This is a genomic window from Dactylosporangium aurantiacum (assembly GCF_000716715.1).
In the GTDB taxonomy this organism is placed as follows: domain Bacteria; phylum Actinomycetota; class Actinomycetes; order Mycobacteriales; family Micromonosporaceae; genus Dactylosporangium; species Dactylosporangium aurantiacum.
Genome location: NZ_JNYJ01000001.1, coordinates 172,767 through 194,574 on the forward strand (window position 1 = coordinate 172,767; position 21,808 = coordinate 194,574).

16 protein-coding genes and 1 pseudogene are annotated in these 21,808 nt (G+C 75.1%); 11 read left to right on the forward strand and 6 right to left on the reverse strand.

The window, feature by feature from the left end; all coding sequences use genetic code 11:
* Window positions 1-42 precede the first annotated feature (42 nt).
* Window positions 43-1,458 (reverse strand): FAD-dependent oxidoreductase, encoded by a 1,416-nt coding sequence (locus tag OP18_RS00810; RefSeq protein WP_033356681.1) that lies wholly within the window; start codon window positions 1,456-1,458, stop codon window positions 43-45.
* 92 nt (window positions 1,459-1,550) lie between these two features.
* Window positions 1,551-2,642 (reverse strand): annotated as a pseudogene (locus tag OP18_RS00815) (polysaccharide pyruvyl transferase family protein); the annotation flags it as partial.
* A gap of 84 nt (window positions 2,643-2,726) precedes the next feature.
* Here OP18_RS00815 and OP18_RS00820 point away from each other — a divergent pair.
* The 5 genes from OP18_RS00820 to OP18_RS00840 all read left to right on the forward strand — a co-directional run bounded on the left by OP18_RS00820 (window position 2,727) and on the right by OP18_RS00840 (window position 9,791).
* Entirely contained in the window at window positions 2,727-3,743 is a 1,017-nt protein-coding gene (locus OP18_RS00820; protein ID WP_033356682.1) for a potassium channel family protein, read from the forward strand.
* A gap of 85 nt (window positions 3,744-3,828) precedes the next feature.
* Window positions 3,829-4,428: a hypothetical protein gene (locus OP18_RS00825; RefSeq protein ID WP_033356683.1), complete on the forward strand. Its 600-nt coding sequence runs from the start codon at window positions 3,829-3,831 to the stop codon at window positions 4,426-4,428.
* Between the two features lie 577 nt (window positions 4,429-5,005).
* Window positions 5,006-5,551: a sigma-70 family RNA polymerase sigma factor gene (locus OP18_RS00830; protein WP_245635211.1), complete on the forward strand. Its 546-nt coding sequence runs from the start codon at window positions 5,006-5,008 to the stop codon at window positions 5,549-5,551.
* Entirely contained in the window at window positions 5,548-6,795 is a 1,248-nt protein-coding gene (locus OP18_RS51890; RefSeq protein ID WP_156089214.1) for a hypothetical protein, read from the forward strand. The genes OP18_RS00830 and OP18_RS51890 overlap by 4 nt, the downstream gene beginning before the upstream one ends.
* An 89-nt stretch (window positions 6,796-6,884) precedes the next feature.
* Window positions 6,885-9,791, forward strand: coding sequence for an RICIN domain-containing protein (locus OP18_RS00840; protein ID WP_033356685.1), 2,907 nt, complete (start codon window positions 6,885-6,887; stop codon window positions 9,789-9,791).
* Between the two features lies 1 nt (window position 9,792).
* Here the strand turns inward: OP18_RS00840 and OP18_RS00845 are convergent, their stop codons facing one another.
* Complete coding sequence (locus OP18_RS00845) at window positions 9,793-10,770, reverse strand: pirin family protein (protein WP_033356686.1); 978 nt, start codon at window positions 10,768-10,770, stop codon at window positions 9,793-9,795.
* Between the two features lie 62 nt (window positions 10,771-10,832).
* On the opposite strand from OP18_RS00845, the gene OP18_RS00850 reads away from it, so the two are divergent.
* A complete protein-coding gene (locus OP18_RS00850; RefSeq protein WP_033356687.1) occupies window positions 10,833-11,399 on the forward strand; it encodes a hypothetical protein in 567 nt (188 codons plus the stop codon).
* A gap of 19 nt (window positions 11,400-11,418) precedes the next feature.
* Here the strand turns inward: OP18_RS00850 and OP18_RS00855 are convergent, their stop codons facing one another.
* Complete coding sequence (locus OP18_RS00855; protein ID WP_033356688.1) at window positions 11,419-12,438, reverse strand: ROK family protein; 1,020 nt, start codon at window positions 12,436-12,438, stop codon at window positions 11,419-11,421.
* A 90-nt stretch (window positions 12,439-12,528) separates the two neighbouring features.
* Here OP18_RS00855 and OP18_RS00860 point away from each other — a divergent pair, with 90 nt between their 5' ends.
* The 5 genes from OP18_RS00860 to OP18_RS61700 are packed head-to-tail and all read left to right on the forward strand — an operon-like array spanning window position 12,529 to window position 19,410.
* Window positions 12,529-13,911: a hypothetical protein gene (locus OP18_RS00860; RefSeq protein WP_033356689.1), complete on the forward strand. Its 1,383-nt coding sequence runs from the start codon at window positions 12,529-12,531 to the stop codon at window positions 13,909-13,911.
* Between the two features lie 42 nt (window positions 13,912-13,953).
* On the forward strand, window positions 13,954-16,332 hold the full coding sequence (locus tag OP18_RS00865) for a hypothetical protein (protein WP_033356690.1): 2,379 nt from the start codon (window positions 13,954-13,956) through the stop codon (window positions 16,330-16,332).
* A complete protein-coding gene (locus OP18_RS00870) occupies window positions 16,329-17,450 on the forward strand; it encodes a DegT/DnrJ/EryC1/StrS family aminotransferase (RefSeq protein ID WP_033356691.1) in 1,122 nt (373 codons plus the stop codon). The genes OP18_RS00865 and OP18_RS00870 overlap by 4 nt, the downstream gene beginning before the upstream one ends.
* Window positions 17,438-18,403 (forward strand): glycosyltransferase family 2 protein, encoded by a 966-nt coding sequence (locus tag OP18_RS00875; protein WP_052386029.1) that lies wholly within the window; start codon window positions 17,438-17,440, stop codon window positions 18,401-18,403. Before OP18_RS00870 ends, OP18_RS00875 begins: the two co-directional genes overlap by 13 nt.
* The gene (locus OP18_RS61700; protein ID WP_052386030.1) at window positions 18,403-19,410 is read left to right on the forward strand and encodes a WxcM-like domain-containing protein; all 1,008 of its coding nucleotides are present in this window, start codon (window positions 18,403-18,405) and stop codon (window positions 19,408-19,410) included. The genes OP18_RS00875 and OP18_RS61700 overlap by 1 nt, the downstream gene beginning before the upstream one ends.
* On the opposite strand, the gene OP18_RS00885 is transcribed toward OP18_RS61700, so the two are convergent.
* On the reverse strand, window positions 19,378-20,019 hold the full coding sequence (locus tag OP18_RS00885; RefSeq protein WP_033356692.1) for a response regulator transcription factor: 642 nt from the start codon (window positions 20,017-20,019) through the stop codon (window positions 19,378-19,380). The genes OP18_RS61700 and OP18_RS00885 overlap by 33 nt on opposite strands.
* Window positions 19,983-21,800 carry a sensor histidine kinase gene (locus OP18_RS00890; protein ID WP_033356693.1) on the reverse strand — a complete coding sequence of 606 codons (1,818 nt, stop codon included), beginning with the start codon at window positions 21,798-21,800 and terminating at the stop codon, window positions 19,983-19,985. The genes OP18_RS00885 and OP18_RS00890 overlap by 37 nt, the downstream gene beginning before the upstream one ends.
* Window positions 21,801-21,808 lie beyond the last annotated feature (8 nt).

Below are 21,808 nucleotides of genomic sequence, written 5' to 3' on the forward strand. Positions count from 1 at the left end.
GCGACCCACTTCACCGGAAATGCACGCGGCGTCAGGTAATCATCACACAGCGGAGGGGAGGCTGGCGCCCTGGGCGCGCAAAACCCGCTGGACCTGGGCGGCGGCGACCTCCCGCGGCGGCTTGCCGACCCGGGCGGACAGCGCCGCGCACACCCCGGCGGCCTGACCGGTCGCCATCGAGATCGGCATGATGCGGTACGAGCTGTGCGCCACGTGGTCGCCGGAGATGCAGCGCCCCGCGACCAGCAGCCGGTCCACGTCGCGGGGCAGCAGCGTCCGCAGCGGGATGTCGTAGGAGGTGCCCTGCGGCAGGCGGCGCAGGATCGTACCGGGGCCGTTCGGGTTGTGGATGTCGACCGGGTACGCGCCCCGCGCCACCACGTCGTCGAACGACCGCGCGTCGAGCACGTCCTGGCCGGTGAGCTGGTAGTCGCCGAGGACGCGGCGGGTCTCCCGTACACCCACCTGCACGCCGCTCTGGATGACGTACGACGACGCGAAACCCGGCACCCGTCCCCGCAGGAACCGCGCGATGCTGGCCAGCTGCCGGTGCATGGTGAGCTCCGCCCGCGTCAGGTCCCACACGCTGATGCCGAGCCCGCCGAAGCGGGTCGAGTTGACCGATACCTCGCCGTCGTGCGGGGTGGCGAAGAACAGCACGTCCTCCCGCGGCAGGTCCAGCTCGCCGGCGTCGCGGGCGTCCCGGATCAGGTCCCACAGGCCGTGCACGCCCTTCCACTGGTCCGGATGGTCCCGGACGTACCCCGCGAAGGCCGCACGGTCCATGTTGCCGACGCGGAACATCAGCGTCATCGGCTGGGTCAGCCCGTCCTCGGGGCGGCCGATCTCGTACGGCGCACCCGCCGACGCGGCCAGGTCGCCGTCGCCGGTGCAGTCCACGACCACGTCGGCGTCGACGACCACGGGCCCCGACTTCGTCTCGAACACCACGCGGGACGCGTCGGGCAGCGTGATGAGGTCGGAGGCGAACGCATGCAGCAGCAGCCGCACCCCGGAGCCGGCGAGCATCTCGTACATGACGAGCTTGAACAGCTCCGGGTCGAACGGCACCGTGTAGCCGGTCTCCTTCGACGGGGTGATCGCGCCGTGGTTGCGGACCAGGCGGTCCAGCAGCATCCACAGCACCCCGGCGACGACGGGCTCGCCCTCACCGTGGTCGGTCGGCAGCAGCCGGGTGTCGTCGCCGCCGACCGCCTGCCGCATCTCGTTGTGGAAGCTCATCAGCGGCATGACGAGGGCCGCGGTGGCGTTGCCGCCGAGGAAGCCGTACCGCTCGACCAGCACGACCTCGGCACCGGCGGCCGCCGCGCCCATCGCCGCGCCGAACCCGGCCGGGCCGCCACCGACGACGAGGACCTCGGTGTGCCCGCCGTACTCGGCGGTCCGCGGCGGCAGGCGTACCCGCTGCGCACCCTCCGGCTTGTCAAACGTGTTCATGCCGCCACCTCCGCTGCGCTCCGGCGTCGGCCTGAACCGACCCTGCGCCCATGATTCGCGGCCCTCCGCTGCGCTGCGGGCACCTTCGCCCGCTCGAGCTGCGCTCCGAGGCGCCTTCCGGTCTCCGTGGCCCGCTGTTTCAGCGCGGCGACCCGCGACGCGGTCACCTCCAGGCGCTGCGGGCGCTCGTCCCACAGCCGGTCGACCTGGGCGAGCAGCGGCCCCGCCGCCTCCCGGACCACGCCGCGCGGGACCGGGGCGCCGATGCGCTGGGCGAAGTCGAAGACCTTCCCCGCGTACGGCAGCGCCAGCAGCGGCACCCCGGCCAGGGCGGCGAAGATGAGGAAGTGCAGCCGCATCCCGACGGCCAGGTCGAGGTGCTTCATCAGGTCCAGGATCTGCCCGGGCCGGTAGTCGCCGTGCAGCACCCGGCAGTGCTCCGCCGCCGTCATCCGGGCCAGCACCGCATGGGCGTGCCGGATGTCGGAGCGCTCCATCGGCACGAACAGCAGCGTCGCGTCGAGCCGGTGCACGATGAAGTCGCCGACGTGGGCGAGCAGCTGGTGGTAGCCGTCGGCGTCGAGGTGCTGCGCGGCGCGGCCCGGCTCGCGCACGCTCATGCCGACGACCCGCCGACCGGCCGGCAGCGACTCCCGCAGCGTGCCGATGTCGAACTCCTCCGGGGCGAGCAGCAGCGCCGGGTCGGCGGTCACCCGCACCCGGCAGTTCACCCCCGCCTCCTCCAGCGCGACCTTCGACTCCTCGTCACGGACGGTCACCTCGACCGCCTGCGCCAGGGCGTCGCGGACCATCGCGCAGTCGGCCTCCTCGGTCAGCGGCCCGGCGCCCAGCGCGTACGTGAACACCGGCACCCGCTGCTCCTGCGCCGTGCGCACCACGCGGAGGTACCGGCGCGCCTCCGTGTCGTACAGGATGCCGCCGCCACCGAGGACCAGCATGTCGAGGCGGCGCAGCTCGGCCGCGACCCGGTCCCGGCTGACCCCCTCCCACGCCGCGACCTGCACGTCCGGGTGCGCCGCCGCCGTGTGCCCCGGCTCGCGGGAGAACACGAGCACGTCCACGTCGGGCCGGCGGGCCCGCAGGTCGGCGAGGATGCTCGTCAGGATCGCCTCGTCGCCGAGGTTGCGGCCGCCGTACGAGCCGAGCACGCCCACGCTTGTCATCGTCGCCCGCTACCCAGCGGGCGAAGTGTCATACCCGGCCCGTATGGTGGGCTTCGACCATTCAGCAATCCGTGGGCGGGGCACGTGATCCAGTTTCCGGCTGTCCGGCGGGGCCCGCTGCGGGCGATCAGCGCGCGGCTGGGTTTCGCGGTCGTGCTCGTCTGCCTGATCGTCCTCATCATCTTCTTCGACCGGGACGGCTACCGGGACGTCAACGAGGACGGGCTCACCCTCCTCGACTGCTTCTACTACGCGGTGGTCACCCTGTCGACCACCGGATACGGCGACATCACCCCGGTGTCGGAGTCGGCCCGCCTCGCCAACATCCTGATCATCACCCCGGCCCGCGTGCTGTTCCTGATCATCCTGGTCGGCACCACCCTCGAAGTCCTGACCGAGCAGTACCGCACCAACCTCAGGTTGCAGCGGTGGAGGAAGCGCGTGAAGAACCACGTCATCGTCTGCGGCTACGGCACGAAGGGCCGGGCGGCCGTCGGCACCCTGCTGGAGAACGGCCTGGACCGGGCGCAGGTGGTCGTGGTCGAGACCAACCCGGCGGCGGTCCGCCAGGCGCAGGCCGACGGGCTCGTCGTCGTCGAGGGCTCCGCGACCCGCTCCACGGTGCTGAAGGAGGCCCGGGTCGAGGAGGCCAAGGCGATCATCATCGCCACCGACAGCGACGACGCGTCGGTGCTGGTCACGCTCACCGTCCGGCAGCTGACCGCGGGCAAGGTGTCGATCATCGCCGCGGCCCGCGAGGCGGAGAACGCGCCGCTGCTGCGCCAGTCCGGCGCCCACCACGTCATCGTGTCCTCCGCCACCGCCGGGCGGCTGCTCGGGCTGTCCACGACCGCGCCGCCGCTCATCGAGGTCGTCGAGGACCTGCTCACCCCCGGTCAGGGCATGGCGCTGGCGATGCGCTCGGCCCGCCGCGACGAGGTCGGCCTGTCGCCGCGGGAGCTGACGGAGCTGGTCATCGCGCTGTTCCGGCGGGGCAAGGTGCTGGCGCTCACCGATCCCGAGGGCACCACGATCCAGACCGGTGACATGGTCGTGTACGTCCGCGACGACCGGCCGCAGGCCGTGCCGGCCATGCCATGATCAGGCCATGAGCAGGCCATGAGCAGGCCATGAGCAGGCCATGAGCGGTCCGCAGCGCGGTGTCGGGGCGTCGCGGAGGGATGGCGTGGGACGGTCCGTCGTCGTCATCGCTTCGGCGCTGCTGGCAGTGCTGAGCCTGGCTTCGCCCGCCGGCGCGCACGGCGGCGCGTCGGTGACGGTCCACTCCGACGGCCGCGGGTCCGTGTGGATCACGGCCCAGTGGCAGGACGGCCACCCGATCAACGAGCCGACCCCGGTCACGCTGACCGCCACGCCCGCCGCCGGCGGCACCGCCGCGCCGGTCCCGGCCTCGACGCTGACGCAGACCGGCGACGCGCGCGGCACCCAGACGTGGAGCGGCGTCCTGCCACCCGGCTCGTGGCGTGTCGCCATCGACCTCGGCCCGCCGGTCGACGGGCACTGCCAGGCCCTCGTGCCGTCGGCCGCCGACGGCACGGCGTCGCCGCAGCCGGTCGAGGTCGCCTGCCTGATCCCGGCGACCGGCGCCACGGCCGCGACCGGCGGCGGCGAGGGGTCCGCGACGGGCAGCCTGGCGCCGCTGTGGGTGACCCTCGCGGTCCTGGCGATCGCGGGCCTGATCGCGGCCGAGGTGGTCCGCCGCCGCCGGACCGGCCGCCCGCGCCCGCCGGCGGACGGGCCGCGCCCCCCGGCGAGCGGGTCCTAGCCTCCGCGGACGGGCCGCCACGCTCGGCGGCGCGGACGCCGGAGACCGGCTGCGGTGCCCACCGGGCGGGTCGTCGGGCCGGTCGCGGTGCGAGTCGTCGGGCGAGTCGTCGAGCGGTGCGCGGTGCCCGGCGTGCGGGTCGTTGGGCGGGTCGTTGGGTGGGTCGTTGGGTGGGTTGCGGTGCCCGGCGGGCGGGTCGTTGGGCGGCTCGTTGGGTGGGTCGCGGTGCCCGGCGGGCGGGTCGTTGGGCGGCTCGTTGGGTGGGTCGCGGTGCCCGGCGGGCAGGTCGTCGGGCGGGTCGCGGTGCCCGGCGGACCGGTTGTCGGGTGGGTCGCGGTGCCCGGCGGACCGGTTGTCGGGCGGGTCGTCGGGCGGCTCGTTGGGCGGGTCGCGGTGGCCGGCCGACGGGGCGCAGGTCGGGACGTTGACCGTGGTCACTGGGTGGGGCGGCCGGCGAGGCGCTCGGCGGGTTTCCAGGAACGGGCGCTACGCTTCCCGCGTGACTGGTGAGGCCGGCGAGGGAGCAGCGGACCTGGGCCGCGTGCCCGGCCGTGACCGCGCTCACGACGCTGCGCCGGTGCCCGCCACGGACCCCGCGCACGACCCGGCGACCGCCGCGCTGCTGGCCGCACGCGGCGGTGACCGGGCCGCGGCGGCGGAGTTCGTCCGGGCGACGCAGCCCGAGGTGTGGCGGTTCGTCGCCGCGCTCGTCGGGCCGGCCCACGCCGACGACGTGACGCAGGACACGTACCTGCGGGCGTTCCGGGCGCTGCCGGAGTTCGCCGGGCGCTCCACCGCACGGACCTGGGTCCTGGCGATCGCCCGCCGCGCGTGCGCCGACCACGTCCGCGCCGCGGTGCGCGGGCGGCGCCTCGAGGCCCGGGTCGCCGCCGAGCCCGAGGAGCTCGCCGGCGCCGACCACGCGGGCCTGCACGCCGCCGCCGACCTGGTCGCGGCGCTGCCGGCGGAGCGGCGGGTCGCGTTCGTGCTGACCCAGGTGCTCGGCCTGGCGTACGCGGAGGCCGCCGAGATCGAGGACGTCCCCGTCGGCACCATCCGCTCCCGGGTCGCCCGCGCCCGCGCCGACCTCGTCGCCGCCATCGCCGCCGCCAGAGCCGGATGACCCGCACGACACCGGCCGCCACGACACCGCACCCGCGTCCCGCACCGGCGGCGCGGCGGGTGATCGTGGCGGTGCTGCTCGGAGTGCTCGCCGCGCTCGGGTACACGGCCCCGGTCGCCGCGCACGGCGCTGACGCGCCCGCCGCCGTCGACTACGTGGTGACCGTCGACTCGGTGTCGGTACCGGGGGTCACGGTCCGCGCGGTCGAGGGCGGGGCCCGGCTCGAGCTGCGCAGCGACACCGACCGCAGCGTCGTCGTGCTCGGGTTGCAGGGTGAGCCGTTCCTGCGGATCGGCCCGGACGGCGTCGCGGAGAACCGGCGGTCGCCGACGTGGGCGGCGAGCCGTTCGCTGACCGGGCGGGCCGCGGGCCAGGCCGGTGGCGTGGCGGCGGACGCACCCGACTGGCGGCGGGTGTCCACCGGGCGCACCGTCCGCTGGCACGACGAACGGGCCCGCGAGCTGCCCGCCCGCGCCTGGAGCGTGCCCCTCGAGGTCGACGGCGCCACGCCCGGGATCGTCCGCGGCACCGTGCGGCCGGCCGCCCCGCCGCCGACCGGCTGGTGGTGGGCGGGCTCCCTGCTCGCCGCCGTGGCGGTCGGGGCCGCCCTCGCCCACCCGGCCCTCGCCAGACGCGCCGACCGACAAGCCGCCCGAAAAGCCGGTCAGGACGCCGGTCAGGACGCCGGTCAGGAAGCCGGGCAGAAAGCCGGGCAGAAAGCCGGTCGGGAAGCCGGGCAGGACGCCGGGCAGGACGGCGCCGGGCGGGGGAGCGCCGCCGGTGCCGCCGCCATGGCCGGGGTCGCGGCCGTCGCGGGCGCCGTCACCGTCGCCTGGATCGTGGCGAGCGCCGGCCTCGCCACGTCACCGGTCGAGAGTCTCGGCACCCAGCTGCTCGCCAGGCTGTGGCCCCTGCTCACCAGCCTCGGCGTGCTCGGCGCCGCGGTGCTGCAGGCGCTGCGCCGTCCCGCCGCCGACATCGTGACCGCCCTCGCCGGGGCGTGCCTGGCGGTGATGACCGGGTTCGCCGACGCGGCCGTGTTCAGCAACGGCAGCCTCGCCGGGCCCGGCTGGTCCCGGTGGGCCGTGGCCACCGCCCTCGCCGGCGGCCTTGCCCTCCTCGCCGCCGGCGGCATCCGCTGGTACCGCACCCCGGCGGTCGAGGCCCCCGCGCCGGCACCAGAACTCCCCGCGCCAACACCGGAACCCGCCGGGCGGGACCACACAATCCGCCGAGACAAGTAAACAAAAACCAACGAGTTCTTTCACAAAGGCGCGTGTCTGCGCATAATCGGGCATCGATGTTCCCCGCCAGGAGCAAAGGAGTCCGACTCATGGACCGCAGAACGTTCGTCGCGGGCGGTGTCGCCCTCACCGGTGGCGCGATCGCCCTGTCCACCGCCGTCGCCAGCCCCGCCGGCGCCGCCGTGCGCACCGCGAAAACCGTCACGGCCGGGGCCCGCGGCGGCCACTACTGGCCGAACCTCGCCCCGCTGAAGGCGACCGCGTTCCTCAAGCTGCCCCCGGGCGCGGTCCAGCCCCGCGGCTGGCTGCGCACACAGCTCAACATCGAGGCCGACGGGCTCTGCGGACGGATGCCCGAGGTGTCGGACTACCTGCAGCTGAACAACTGCGGCTGGGTCGACCGGACCAAGGGCGCCTGGGAGGAGCTGCCGTACTGGCTGCGCGGCTTCGGCGACCTCGGCTACGTCACCGGCAACACCCGCATCCTGGGCCTGGCCCGGCAGTGGATCGACGGCATCATCGCCAACCAGGCCGCCGACGGCTTCTTCGGCCCGGACGCGCTGCGCACGAGCCTGGAGGGCGGTCCCGACTTCTGGCCGCACATGCCGCTGCTGGACGCGATCCGCTCGCACGCGGAGTACCAGGAGCGCAACGGCACGCCCGACAACCGGGTCGCCACGTTCATGCGCAGGTACTTCCAGTTCCAGAACGCGCAGCCGGCCGCCGTGTTCAACCGCAGCTGGGCCGCCCTGCGCTGGGGCGACAACATCGACAGCGTGTACTGGCTGTTCAACCGTACCGGCGAGACCTGGCTGCTCGACCTGGTCCGCAAGATCCACGCGGGGTCCGCGGACTACACCAGCGGCATCCCCAACTGGCACAACGTGAACCTGGCGCAGGGCTTCCGGGAGCCGGCGCAGTTCGGGCTGCTCGACCCGGACCCGAAGTTCCCCGCCGCCACCTACCGCGACTACGACACCGTCATGGGCCTGTACGGCAACTTCCCCGGCGGCGGCTTCGCCGGCGACGAGAACTGCCGCCCCGGCTACACCGACCCGCGGCAGGGCTTCGAGACCTGCGGGATCGTCGAGTTCATGCACAGCCACCAGCTGCTGGCGCGGATGACCGGCGACCCGGTCTGGCTGGACCGCTGCGAGGACCTCGCGTTCAACCTGCTGCCCGCGTCGCTGGACCCGGCACAGCAGGGCATCCACTACATCACCTGCGCCAACAGCATCGGGCTGACCAACGCGACGCTGACCCAGGGCCAGTTCCAGAACGGCTTCCCGATGCTCGCCTACATGCTGGGCATCCACAACTACCGCTGCTGCCCGCACAACTACGGCATGGGCTGGCCGTACTACGCGCAGGAGCTGTGGTTCGCCACCTGGGACAAGGGGCTGTGCGCGGCCATGTACGGCAGCTCGCAGGTCACCGCGAAGGTCGGCGCGAACGCCACCACGGTCACCGTCACGCAGGACTCGGACTACCCGTTCAGCGACACCGTCACGTTCACCATGGGCACCCCGGGCGCGGTGGCGTTCCCCCTGTACCTGCGGATCCCGGCGTGGAGCACCGGCGCGGTCGTGCGGGTCAACGGCACCGCCGTCACCGGCACCGTCGAGGCGGGCTCGTTCGTCGTCGTCGACCAGACCTGGAGCAACGGCGACAAGGTCACCGTCACGCTGCCGATGCGCACCACGGTGCGGACCTGGGCGAAGAACGGCAACGCGGTCAGCGTCGACAACGGGCCGCTGACGTTCTCGCTGTCGATCGCGGAGCGCTGGCAGCGCATCGGCGGCACCGACGCCTGGCCCACCAACGAGGTGTACGCGAACTCGCCGTGGAACTACGGGCTGCTCATCGACCCGGCCAACCCGCAGGTCACGGTCACCCGCAGGGCGGGGCCCCTCGCCGCGAACCCGTTCACCCGCGACGGCGCGCCCGTCTCGCTCGGTGTCACCGCCCGGCGGATCCCCAACTGGCAGGCCGACGCCGAGGGCGTGGTCCGGCCGCTGCAGCAGAGCCCGGCGCGCTCCACCCAACCGAACGAGACCGTGCAGCTGCTGCCGATGGGCGCGCAGCGGGTCAGGATCACCACGTTCCCCCGGATCAGCGACGGCGCCGACGCCGTGGACTGGGTGCTGCCCGCGACCGCGTCGGCGTCGCACTGCTGGAGCGGCGACTCGGTCGCGGCCGTCAACGACGGCAGGGTGCCCAGCAGCTCCGCGGACCAGAGCATCCCGCGGATGACGTTCTGGGACCACCTCGGCACCAGCGAATGGGTGCAGCTCACGTACCAGAGCGCGATCACGACCGGCGCGGTGTCGGTGTACTGGTTCGACGACACCGGCACCGGCCAGTGCCGCACCCCGCAGTCGTGGCAGGTCCAGTACCGCACCGCGAGCGGCACCTGGGCGCCGGTCAGCGGGGCGTCGGCGTACGGCACCGCCACGAACACCTTCAACCGGGTCACGTTCACCGCCGTCACCACCACCGCGCTGCGCCTCGCCGTGCAGCTCAGGGCGGGCGTGTCCGCCGGCATCCTGGAGTGGCGGGTCGAGGGCACCACCGCACCGGTCGCCTGGAAGCGGATCCAGAACCGCAACAGCCTCAAGGTGCTCGGTGTGGACGGCATGTCGACCGCGAACTCCGCCAACGTCGTGCAGTACGACGACAACGGCACCGCCGACCACAACTGGCGGCTCGTCGACGCCGGCGGCGGCTGGTACAAGATCCAGAACCAGCACAGCGGGAAGGTGCTCGCCGTGCAGAACATGTCGACGGCGAACTCCGCGCCCGTCCAGCAGTTCGACGACAACGGCTCCGCCGACCACCTGTGGCGCGTGATCGACAACGGTGACGGCTGGTGCCGCCTCCAGGTGCAGCACAGCATGAAGGTGCTGGGCGTGTCCGGGATGTCGACGGCGAACTCCGCGCAGGTCGTGCAGTTCGACGACAACGGCACCGCCGACCACCTGTGGCGGCTGCTGTGACCTAGGCGCGGAACCTCGGGCGGGGCAGCAGCCGGGTGGTCGGCAGCGCGGGCGCCGGCAGCGGCTCCTGCCCGCCCGGCACCGTGCCGAAGCGCTCCGGCGTGCTGCCCAGCCCCGCCCGGGCCGCCTCCCACTCGTCGCGCGCCGCCACGATCTCCTCGTGCGTGCGCGCGACGAAGTTCCACCACATGACCAGGTCCTCCTCGAACGGCACCCCGCCGAGCAGGAACAGCCGCCCGTCGCCCTCGACGCGCAGCGACGAGCGCCCGGCACCGAGGTAGAGCAGCGCGCCGCCGGTCACGTCGGTGCCCTCGACCCGGGCGCTGCCGTGGGTCAGCACCACCGCGTGCTCGAAGGCCGGGTCGACCGCGATCTCCGCCGGTGTACGGGTGGCGACCGCCAGCTCGGCGCCGACCAGGTCGCTGTGCACCCGGGCCGGCGACGTGGCGCCGCCCAGCGAGCCGACCGCCACCGTCATGCGGAGCCCGGGGACCTCGGCGACCGGCAGGTCCGCCAGGTGCTCGAAGCGCGGCGGCTGCCGGCGCGCCTCCTCGGGCAGCGCCACCCACAGCTGCAGCCCGTGCAGCAGCGGCGGCTTGCCGGCGGGGGAGTCCTCGGAGTGCGCGATGCCGTGCCCCGACGTCATGATGTTGAGCTGGCCGGGGCGGACCAGCACGTCGGAGCCGAGGCTGTCGCGGTGCTGGATCTCCCCGTCGAACAGCCAGCTCACCGTCTGCAGCCCGATGTGCGGGTGCGGCGGGACCCGCATCCCTGGGCCGGCGGTGACGTCCTCGGGCCCGAAGTGGTCCAGGAAGCACCACGCGCCGACGGTCCGGCGGGTCTTGTTCGGCAGGGTCCGGCGCACCACCGTGTGGCGGCCCAGCGGCACGTCGCGCCCGTCGAGCAGCTCCGCGCAGGGGGCCGTGCCGGTGTCGGCGGGCAGGTCCTGCTCGGCGGGCAGGGGCTCCAGGTTGCTCACCGGGCCATTCTCTCCCGCCGTCCGGGCTTCCAGCCAGGCGCGATGCGGGTAATTTGTCCGTTGTGACGGTGTTCGTGGTGGCGGTGCTCGCGGTCCTGGCCGCCGGCGCCGCGGTGTACGTCGCCTTCCTGGCGCTGCGTACCGTCCGGTCCGCCGCGGCCGCCGCCGGGGAGCTGCTCGCCGCGTACCGGCTCGCCGAGGCGCGCGCCGACGCCGAGCGGGTCTGCGCGTGGGCGGTCAGCGAGCGCGAGACGTTCGAGAAGATCATCACCAGGGGCGTGGTCGGCGCCGCGGTCCGCAACGCCGGGCAGACCCCCGTCTACGACCTGGAGATCGTCTTCCGGGACCCGCCCGCCGCGTGGACCGCGATCCGCCGGGTCCGCATCGTGCCGCCGGCGGAGCAGCCCGAGGTGTACGCCGGGTTCGACGAGGAGCGGACCGAAGGCCCGGTCGAGCGGGACCGGATCAACGACGACGGCACGATCCGGCTCGCCCCGTCCGCCGACATGCACGTCGAGCTGCGCTTCACCGACAGCCGCGGCCGGCGCTGGCAGCGCGGCGACACGGGCGTGCTGACCCAGGTCGGCGAGGGCGTGGCCCGCGCCCCGGCCCCGGTCGAGCAGCCCTGAGCCGAGCAGCCCTGAGCAGTCAGAGGCTCGCGGCCGCGGCGATCGCGGCGCCCCGGGCGCCGGCCATGTCGCGGTCCGGGACCAGGGCGAACGTGGCGACCGCCGCCTGCTCCTCACGCAGCAGCGTGTGCTCGCGCACCTGCGCCAGGAACCACTCACGGAAGTGCGGGGCCGCCTCGACGACACCGCCGCCGACGAAGTAGCAGTCGGGGTCGGTGAAGTTCGCGGCGATGGTGAACAGCCGGCCGAGGCCCATCGCCTGCTGCTCGAAGATGCGCAGCGCCAGCTCGTCGCCCTGCTCGGCGTAGGAGCGGACCTGCTTCGCGGCGACCCGGACCGACTCGGCCTGGTGCAGCGGGTGGTCGGGGTACCGGGTCAGCCAGTACGGCAGCAGGTTGCGCACGATGCCGGTCAGCGAGCTGACGCTCTCCACGTCGCCGAGGAACCCGCACCCGCACGACGGCAGCGGCTGCCCCTCCTCGAGCAGGCCGTGCATCGGGATGTGGACGTGACCCAGCTCGCCGGCCATGCCGGCGGCGCCCTTCACGACCTTGCCCTGCTCGATGACGCCGCCGCCGAGGCCGGTGCCGACGATCGCCGACACCGACGAGCGGGCGTCGGCCTCCGCGCCGAAGTGCACGTGGTGGGCGTACAGGGCGGCGGCGTTGCCGTCGTTGTTGTAGACGACCGGCAGCCCGAGCCGCCGCTCGAGGGCGCCGCGGAAGTCGAAGCCCCACCACGCCTGCTGGGAGAAGTTCGTCGAACCCTTCGAGGAGATGATCCCGTCGGCGGTGGCCGGGCCGGGGGTGTCCAGGCCGACGGCGGCGACCCGCTCCCGGTCGACCTTGGTCACGGCGAGGATGTTGTCGAACGCCCCGGCGAGGGCCTCGACCGCGACCGCCGGACCCTCCAGGACGCGGCTGGGCACCTCGACGAGGCCGTCGACGAGGAACGTGCCGTCGTGGGCGAGCACCGTGGCGTTGTTGGCGGTGCCACCGTTGTCGAGGCCGACCACGACCTGGTCCTGCGCGATGCCCATCGGTCCTGCTCCTCGGGAGTGACGAAGGTAAGCGGCGAACACGGTACCGCACGGCGTACCGGCGCGGGCGCCTCGATCGTTAGGAACCTCATGGCGGTGCGGGAGCGGCGGTGGCACCTCACGTGGCCGCCGGCCACCTGGTGGGCGGGGCCCCGGCGGGCCACCGCGGCCGCGGCGGCGGCGCTGGTCACGGCCACCATCGCGGCGGGACCCGCGGCCGGGTTCGTCTACGACGCGGCCCGCTACTTCAACGGCTCCCTCGCCCTGTTCACCGCCGCCGGTGCGGCCCGCGAGGGCGACCTGGACTTCCGCGGCGTGCTCACCGCCGCCGTGTACGCCCCGGCCGCCCTCGCCGAGCACCTCGCCCCGGGCGCCGGCCGGTGGGCCGTGCTCGCGCAGAACGCGCTGCTCGTCGCGGTCGTCGGGGCGGGGCTGCTGCCGGCGGTCGCCGGTCGGCGGCGGCCCGCCGCCGTCTGGGTGTGCGCGGCGCTGACCTGGCTCGCCGCCGCCCGGTTCGCCCCGTTCCCGCTGATGGACCTGCCGGCCGCCGCGACCTTCCTCACCGCCGGGTGGCTGGCGCTGCGGCCGCCCACCCGCTGGCCGCCGGCCCGTGCCGTCCTGGCCGCCGGGGTCGCCGCCGCCGTCACCGTCAACCTGCGCCCCGCGTACCTGCTGCCGGTGCTCGCCCTGGGCGGGCTCGTGCTCGCCGGCCGGGTCGCGGCCCGGCCGGCGCTGTGGTTCACGGCCGGCGCGGTGGCCGGAACGCTACCGCAGGTGGCGTACAACCTGCTGCGCGGCGACCCGCCGGGCCCGACCCCGCCCGGCACCGCGGGACTCGCCGGGTTCCAGGCCGGGTACGCCTCGTACGTCGTGCGGTACGACACGATCGAACCCGCGACCGGGGCGCCGCAGCAGTTCTACTGCGACCCGTCGATGGCCGCGGCGGTCGCCGGCGACCCGGTCACCTCGACCGGCGGCCTGCTCCGGGCGCTGCTGGGCGACCTGCCCGGCTCGGCGCTGTTCCTGGTCGAGAAGGTCGCCGCGGCCCTCGCCTGGCCGGTCGCCACCCCGTACGGCGCGGCGGCGACCGTGGAGCGCCACTGGCTGGCGGTGCCGGTCGTGCTGGTCGTCGCCGCCGGTGTCGGCGCCGCCTGCCGCACCCCGGGTGCCCGGGCGCTCGCGGTGCTCGCCGCGGCGGTGTGCGCGTCGCTGATGGCGTCGGCGACCGAGACCCGCTTCGCGCTGCCCCTGGTGCTGCTCGCCGCCGCCGGCTGCGCGCTGCTCACCCCACCCGCCCCCGGTGAGCCGGCGCCCGCGCGGCCCGCGCCGGCGGCCTGGCGGCGGGTGCCGTGGCGGTTCACCGTGGCGGTCCTGCTCGCCGCCGCCGTGCTGCTCGCCGCCGCGGCCGCGGGCCTCGCGCACCCGCTGCCGCCAGGGCCGGCGACCCCGGCGGCGTGTGCCGCGAACGGGTGATCCGGCGCGACCCTCCCCGGACCGGCGCCGTTGGGCGGTGCAGTGAGCACGACACTGGACGCGACACGTGATCCCGCCGCAGGTCCGGGCGGTCCACCGGCGACCGCCGGCCGTCCCTGGCACACCCTGCGGCACACCCTGCGGCGCGCCCGGGGACGGGTCGGGCCGCTGCTGCCGCTCGCCACCGGGCTCGCCGGGACCGCCGCGACGCTGCGCTGCTACGGGGTGCCGCTCGGCGCGACCGTCGCGTTCGCCGCCTGGCTCACCGCCGGTGTCGTGCTGCCGGGAACGCTGCTGTGGCGGTCCCTGCGCGGCCGCTCCGGCCGGCTCACCGCCGACGTCGTCGCCGGCGCCGCCACCGGCTACGTCGCGGAGGTCCTCGCGTACGTCGCCGCCCGCGCCGCCGGGCTGCCGCTGCTGGTGCTCGCCTGGCCCGCCGGCATGATCACCGCCTGCCTGGTGGTGCCGCGGCTGCGCCGGGCGTGGCGGGGCGCCCGCGGGCTGCCGCCGACCCCGGCCGCCTGGTCCTGGTCGATGCTGCTCATCATCGGCGTCCTCGTCCTGCGCAGCGTCCGCATGTTCCGCTCGCACGGGCTCGGCTGGCCGGTCACCGGCCCCACCGACGCCGACACCCCGTTCCACCTGGCGCTCGTCGCCGAGGCGAAGCAGCACATGCCGATGCAGGCGCCGTGGGTGTCCGGCGAACCCCTCGTCTACCACTGGTTCGTCTACCCGGAGATGGCCGCGACCAGCTGGGTCACCGGCATCGACCCGTTGACGCTGCTGGTGCGGCTGACCCCGCTGCCGATGCTCGCCGGCACGCTGCTGCTCGTCGCGCTGCTCGCCCGGCGCGTCACCGGCGGCTGGTGGACCGGCCCGGCCGCCGCGGCCGTCGCGCTGCTCGTCCTCGCCCCCGACCCGTACGGCTGGCCGCACCCCGACGGCTGGTTCGGCTTCGGCCCGTACGAGGACGGCTCCATCTACCGCATGGTCGCCTGGACCAGCCCGACGCAGACGTTCGGCGCGCTGCTGTTCGCCGCCGTGGTCCTGCTGCTCACCGACGCGCTGCGCGGCGCCCGCCCCGGCACCTGGCTGCTGTGCACGCTGCTGCTGGCCGGGCTCGCCGGGGCGAAGTCACCGTACCTGCCGCTGCTGACCGGCGCGCTCGGCCTGGTCGTGCTCGTCCGGCTCGCCGCCCGCCGCGGCCTGCACCGCCCGGCGCTGCTCGCCGCCGCGGTCACCGCCGCGTGCACCGTCACCGCGCAGGTCGTGCTGTACGGCGGCGGCGCCGGGCAGGGGCTCGTCGTGCGGCCCCTCGCCACCATGGACGGCTTCGCCACGGTCGCCGCCACCTGGACCGGCTACACCGGTCCCGGCACACCCGCCGGGCACGCCGTCGTCGCCGCCGGCCTCACCGTGCTGTGCTGGCTGTTCATCTGGGCCGGCGTCCCCGCCCTCGGCCGCCGCGCCCTGGACCCGCCGGTGCTGCTGCTGCTCGCCGTCGGCGCCGGCGGGACCGCCGGGGTGCTGCTGTTCGGCCACCCCGGCGGGTCCCAGTCGTACCTGATCGTGTCGGCCCGGCCGGCGCTCGCCGTGGCGTCCGTCGCCGGGCTCGCCGCCGTCGCCGGCCGGATGACCGCCGCGCGGGCCGCGACCCTGGGGCTCGCCGCGGCCGCCGGCGCCGCCGCGGTGCTGCTCCTGCGCCGCCACGACCCGGTCCAGCCGGCCGGGGCCGCGCTCGGCTGGCAGCTCGGCCGCCCCTACCTCGCCCTCGCCGCCGTCGCCCTCGCGGTCGTCGCGGCCGCCGCCGTGCGCCGCGACCCGCGGATCCTCGCCGTCGCGGTCGCGGTGTGCGCCGGGTACGGGCTGCCGACCGCCTACGACCAGACGGCCGTCGTCGTCACCGACACCGCCGCCGGCGGCTGGCGTGCCGTGCCCGTCACCGACCAGGTCGCGCCCGACGGCCGGACCAGCGCCATCGACCGCGACACGTGGCACGCCGGCCGCTGGCTGCACCGGCACGCCGCCCCCGGCGACCTGCTCGCCACCAACGCGCACTGCTTCGGCGTGCGCCGCGCCGGCGGGCCGTGCGACAACCGCCGCTTCGCGCTCGCCGCCGCCAGCGGCCACCGGGTCCTCGTCGAGGGCTGGGGCTTCACCAACAGCACGTACGAACGGGCCGCCGCCGACGGGGTCCCGCCGTGGTTCGCCGACTTCTGGGACCCGGCCCGCCTCGCCGCCAACGACGCCGCCTTCACCGACCCGGGGCCGGCCACGATCGGCGTGCTGCGCGACCGGTACCGCGTCCGCTGGCTCGTCGCCGACCCCACCGCCGGACCCGTCGGTGACCTGCGCGGTCACGGCGGCCTCGCCGTGCCCCGGTACACCGCCGGGCAGCTGACCGTCTATGAGGTGACATGAACGATCTCGTGACGCTGCACGCGCCCCTCGCCGGGGCGCTGACGGCGGCGGTGCGCCGGGTCCTGGACAGCGGCTGGTTCATCCTCGGCCGGGAGGTCGCCGCGTTCGAGGAGGCGTTCGCCGCCTACTGCGGGGTCCCGCACGCCGTCGGCGTCGGCAACGGCACCGACGCGATCGAGCTCGCCCTCGCCGGGGTCGGCGCCGGCCGCGGCAGCCGGGTCGCGCTCGCCGCGAACGCCGGCGGCTACGGCACCACCGCCGTGCTCGCCCTCGGCGCCGAACCCGTCTACGTCGACGTCGACGAGGCCACCGCCACCATGGACCCGGCGTGCCTGGACCGGGCCGGCCGCGACGGCGGGTTCGACGCGGTCCTCGTCACGCACCTGTACGGGCGGCTCGCCGACATGGCCGCGCTGCGCGCGGTCGCGGACCGGCACGGCGCCGCCGTCGTCGAGGACTGCGCGCAGGCGCACGGCGCCACCCGCGCCGGGCGGCGGGCCGGCGCCTGGGGCGACGCGGCCGCGTTCAGCTTCTACCCGACGAAGAACCTCGGCGCGCTCGGCGACGCCGGGGCCGTCGTCACCGCCGACGCGGGCGTCGCCGGCCGGGTGCGGCGGCTGCGGCAGTACGGCTGGGACCGCAAGTACCACCAGGCCGACGGCCCGGCCCGCAACAGCCGCATGGACGAGCTGCAGGCCGCCGTCCTCGGCGTGAAACTGCCGCACCTCGACGACTGGAACGCCCGCCGGGCGCGGGTCGCCGCCCGGTACGCCGCCACCGTCCGGCACCCGGCGCTGACCCTGCCGCACGTCGCCGCCGGCGAGCACGTCGCCCACCTGTACGTGCTGCGCGCCGCCGACCGTGCGGCCCGCGACGCGCTCGCCGCGCACCTGCGGGCCGCGGGCGTGCCGCACGACGTGCACTACCCGGTGCCCGACCACCGCCAGCCGGTGCACGGCGGCCGGTTCGACGCGCTGACGCTGCCCGTCACCGAGCGGCTGTGCGCCCAGGTCCTCAGCGTCCCGTGCCACCCGGCGCTCGGCGACGACGACGTGGACCGGGTCACGGCCGCGCTCGACGCGTTCCGCGGGGCGGAGGTCACCACGTGTACAGCCTGATCGTGCCGGTGTACCGCAACGAGGGGTCGATCCCGGACCTGCTCGCCGCCGTCGACGGCCTGCACGACGCCCTCGACGGCCGGCTGGAGGCGGTGTTCGTCGTCGACGGCAGCCCCGACCGGTCCGCGGAGCTGCTGCAGGCGACGCTGCCGCGGCAGCGGTTCCGGGCCCGGCTGGTGCTGCTGTCACGCAACTTCGGCTCGTTCGCCGCGATCCGCGTCGGGCTGCAGCACGCCACCGGCGACTACTTCGCGGTCATGGCCGCGGACCTGCAGGAGCCGCCGGAGCTGGCGCTGGAGTTCTTCCGCACCCTCGCCGCCGACGAGTACGACGTCGTCGTCGGCACCCGCGAGAGCCGCGCCGACCCGCTCGGCAGCCGCCTCACCGCGGGCGTGTTCTGGGGCGTGTACCGGCGGCTCGTCGTGCGCGACATGCCGGCCGGCGGCGTCGACATCTTCGGCTGCAACCGCGCGTTCCGCGACTGCCTCCTGCGGTGCGAGGAGGCGAACACGTCGCTGGTGGCGCTGCTGTTCTGGCTCGGGTTCCGCCGCCGGCAGGTCGCCTACACGCGCCGGGCCAGGGTCCACGGCGGCTCCGGCTGGACGCTGCGCAAGAAGGTCACGTACCTGATGGACAGCGTCTTCGCGTTCACCGACCTGCCGGTGCGGGTGCTGATGACGTTCGGCCTCACCGGGCTGCTGGTGTCGCTGACCCTCGGCGCGGTCGTGCTGTCCGCCCGCCTCGCCGGCCTGTTCGACGTGCCCGGCTACGCCGCCACGATCCTCGTCGTGCTGTTCTTCGGCGGCATCAACGCCCTCGGCCTCGGCGTCGTCGGCTCGTACGCGTGGCGCGGCTACGAGAACACGAAACGCCGCCCGCTCGCCGTCGCGGCCCGCGAACTGACCTACGCCGGCCCGCACCAGAACGTGATCATGCAGGGGAGCCAGCGCTGATGTCGTACTTCACCCACCCCAACGCCCTGTGCGAGAGCACCGCCGTCGGCCCGCGGACCAGGATCTGGGCGTTCGCGCACGTGCTGCCCGGCGCCCGCATCGGCGCCGACTGCAACGTCTGCGACGGGGTGTTCGTCGAGAACGACGTCGTCGTCGGCGACCGGGTCACGGTCAAGTGCGGCGTGCAGCTGTGGGACGGGGTGACTCTGGAGGACGACGTGTTCGTCGGGCCCAACGTCACGTTCACCAACGACCGGATGCCACGCAGCCGCCGGTACCCGGCGGTGTTCGCCCGGACCACGGTCGCGGCCGGCGCGTCGATCGGCGCGAACGCCACCATCCTGCCCGGCGTCACCATCGGCCGGCACGCGATGGTCGGCGCCGGCGCCGTGGTGACCCGGTCGGTGCCGCCGTACGCGATCGTCGTGGGCAACCCGGCCCGGCTCACCGGCTACGTCGACGCGCAGGTGGACCCGCAGGTCGACGCGCGGCCGGTGCCGGCGCAGGCGGCGCCGCACGGCGCGCCGCTCGGCGAACGGGTCAACGGCACCAAGGTGCGCGGGGTCACCGTGCACCGCCTCGACTACGTGCGGGACCTGCGCGGCGACCTGTCCGTCGGCGAGTTCGAGCGGGACGTGCCGTTCCCGGTGCGCCGCTACTTCATCGTCTTCGACGTGCCCAACGAGAAGGTCCGCGGCCAGCACGCGCACCGCGAATGCCACCAGTTCCTCATCTGCGTCAAGGGCCGCTGCAGCGTCGTCGCCGACGACGGCGTGTCCCGGCAGGAGTTCCTGCTCGACAGCCCCGCGACCGGGCTGTACCTGCCGCCGATGACCTGGGCGACGCAGTACCGGTACTCCCCGGACGCGGCGCTGCTGGTGTTCGCGTCGCATTACTACGACGCCGCCGACTACATCCGCGACCACGCCGAGTTCGTCGCCGAGGCCACCGCCACGGCCGGCGCCGGGCGCCGCTCAGCCGCCCTGCAGGTGGGCGAGCACCGCTAGCACCCGCCGGTTGTCGTCGTCGGACACCGGCAGGTCAAGCTTGGTGAAGATGCTCGCGATGTGCTTGCCGACGGCGCTGTCGCTGAGGAACAGCTGCTTGCCGATCGCGGCGTTGGAGCGGCCCTCCGCCATCAGCGTCAGCACCTCCCGCTCCCGCGGCGTGAGCGTGCCGGTCGCCGCCGACGGTCTCGCGACGAGCTTCGCGATGACCGTCGGGTCCATCACGGTGCCGCCGCCGGCGACCCGGCGGACCGCGTCGACGAACTGGTCGGCGTTGAACACCCGGTCCTTCAGCAGGTACCCGACCGCGCCGGTGCCGTCGGCGAGCAGCTCCCGCGCGTACAGCTGCTCCACGTGCTGGGAGAGCACCAGCACCGGCAGGCCCGGCACCGCCCGCCGGGCGGCCAGGGCGGCCTGCAGGCCCTCGTCGGTGAAGCTCGGCGGCAGCCGCACGTCGACGACCGCGACGTCCGGGCGGTGCTCCAGCAGCGCCGCGAGCAGCGCAGGCCCGGTGTCGACGGCGGCGACCACCTCGAAGCCGTGGCTGCGCAGCAGCAGCACCATGCCGTCCCTCAGCAGGTAGAGGTCTTCGGCGAGGACAACACGCACGGCAGCTCCAGCGTCGCGACGGTCGGCCCGCCGGGCGGGCTGCTCAAGACCAGGGTCCCGTCGAAGGTACCCAACCGGCGTTCGATGCCGCGCAGGCCGGTGCCGCGCGACGGGTCGGCGCCGCCGGCGCCGTCGTCGGTGACGGTGACCCGCAGCAGCCCCGCCCCGTGGTGCAGCGTCACCCGGATCCGGTCCGCGCCGCCGTGCCGGGTCGCGTTCGCGATGAGCTCGCTGACGGCGAAGTACGCGGCCGACTCGACCGGTGCCGGCGGCCGGCCCGCGAGACCGCCGTCGACCGTCACGTCGGCGGCCGTGTCCAGCGCGAGGGCCCGCACCGCGTCGGTGAGGCCACGTTCGGACAGCACCGGCGGGTGGATGCCGCGGACCAGGTCCCGCAGCTCCCGCAGCGCCGCCTCGGCGGTCTCCTTCGTCTGCGTGACGAGCCTGCGGGCCGCGGCCGGGTCGGTGTCCATGAGCCGTTCGATCGCGCCGAGGGTCAACCCGACCGCGATCAGCCTGGCCTGCGCACCGTCGTGCAGGTCCCGTTCGATCCGGCGCAGCTCGGCGGCCTGCGCGTCGACCGCGTCGGCGCGGCTGCGGGTCAGCTGCTCCACCCGCAGCCGCAGCGCCGCCTCCCGGGTCGGGCGCAGCAGCAGCGCCGTCCACCGGGCGTGCACCCTGACCAGCCACCCCACCGTCGCGAACGCCGCCGCGACCAGCGCCACCCCGGCGACCAGGCCGGCGGTGCGGCTGCCGTCCACCGCGCCGTACCAGCCGGACCATTCGGCGCCGAACAGTGTCGTCCACAGCCACGGCAGCGCCAGCCCGAACGCGCCGTAGACCGCGGCGACGACCGGCGGGCCCAGCAGCGCGACCGTGACGACCGGGTCGACGGCCAGCCACACCAGGTCCCGCCACGTCGCGACGTCGCTCCACGTCCACAGCCAGCGGGCGTTGAACGCCGCCATCGCCTCCGTCTTGTACAGGTTGTTGCGCACCTGCAGCAGCCCGTCCGGGCGGCGCTGCGGCACGAGCTGCGGCGTGTACGGCCGCTGCACCCGCTGCCCGCCCCACCCGGCGAACTCCCGGCGCAGGTTCGCCAGCCAGCGGAAGTGCGCGACACCGACCGGGATGAGGAAGATGAGCCCGAGCCCGTACCCGAGCGCGAAGCAGGCCAGGCTGAACGCCAGCAGCGGCACCTCCAGGGCCGCGCAGCACACCAGCAGCGCCGCCCGCGCCCACGCCAGCAGCGCCCGCTGGGTGCGTGCGCTGCGCCGCCCCCGGCGGGCGGCCCGGGCCGGGTCCATCGGCGACAGCATCCACGCCGACCAGGTCGCCACGAGCCGCACCGCCCACGGCGCCACGACCAGCCCGACCGGCACGACCGCGAGGACCACGAACGGGAACCACAGCTGCCACACCAGGTCCCGTTTCGTCGCCGGGTCCTTCATCAGCCAGTCGAGCCGGCCGAAGAACCGCGGGAACCGCGGCGTCCGGTACAGGGTCGTGTCGTGGCGGTACATGCCGTCGCTGTCCGGCTCCGGCGGCGGTGGCGGCGGCAGGTACGGCTCCGGCACCGCCCGCCCGGTCCACCCGGCGAACACCGCCCGCCACCGGTTCGTCAGCCGCCGCCCCAGCAGCACCGGCGGCGGGATCAGGAAGACCAGGCCGAGCAGCACCCCCGGCGCCATCACCAGCACCGACAGCAGGAACTGCGCCAGCACGACCACTGCGGCGCCCAGCAGGACACCGCTGCGGTACACACCCCTCAACCAGGTCATGCGGTCCA

What these genes read in the sequence shown, in the direction of transcription:
- OP18_RS00855 (WP_033356688.1), bottom strand. Translation starts at nt 12,438, where the DNA reads ATGGGCATCGCGCAGGACCAGGTCGTGGTCGGCCTCGACAACGGTGGC.
- OP18_RS00860 (WP_033356689.1), top strand. Translation starts at nt 12,529, where the DNA reads ATGGCGGTGCGGGAGCGGCGGTGGCACCTCACGTGGCCGCCGGCCACC.
- OP18_RS61700 (WP_052386030.1), top strand. Translation starts at nt 18,403, where the DNA reads ATGTCGTACTTCACCCACCCCAACGCCCTGTGCGAGAGCACCGCCGTC.
- OP18_RS00890 (WP_033356693.1), bottom strand. Translation starts at nt 21,800, where the DNA reads ATGACCTGGTTGAGGGGTGTGTACCGCAGCGGTGTCCTGCTGGGCGCC.
- OP18_RS00840 (WP_033356685.1), top strand. Translation starts at nt 6,885, where the DNA reads ATGGACCGCAGAACGTTCGTCGCGGGCGGTGTCGCCCTCACCGGTGGC.
- OP18_RS51890 (WP_156089214.1), top strand. Translation starts at nt 5,548, where the DNA reads ATGACCCGCACGACACCGGCCGCCACGACACCGCACCCGCGTCCCGCA.
- OP18_RS00810 (WP_033356681.1), bottom strand. Translation starts at nt 1,458, where the DNA reads ATGAACACGTTTGACAAGCCGGAGGGTGCGCAGCGGGTACGCCTGCCG.
- OP18_RS00870 (WP_033356691.1), top strand. Translation starts at nt 16,329, where the DNA reads ATGAACGATCTCGTGACGCTGCACGCGCCCCTCGCCGGGGCGCTGACG.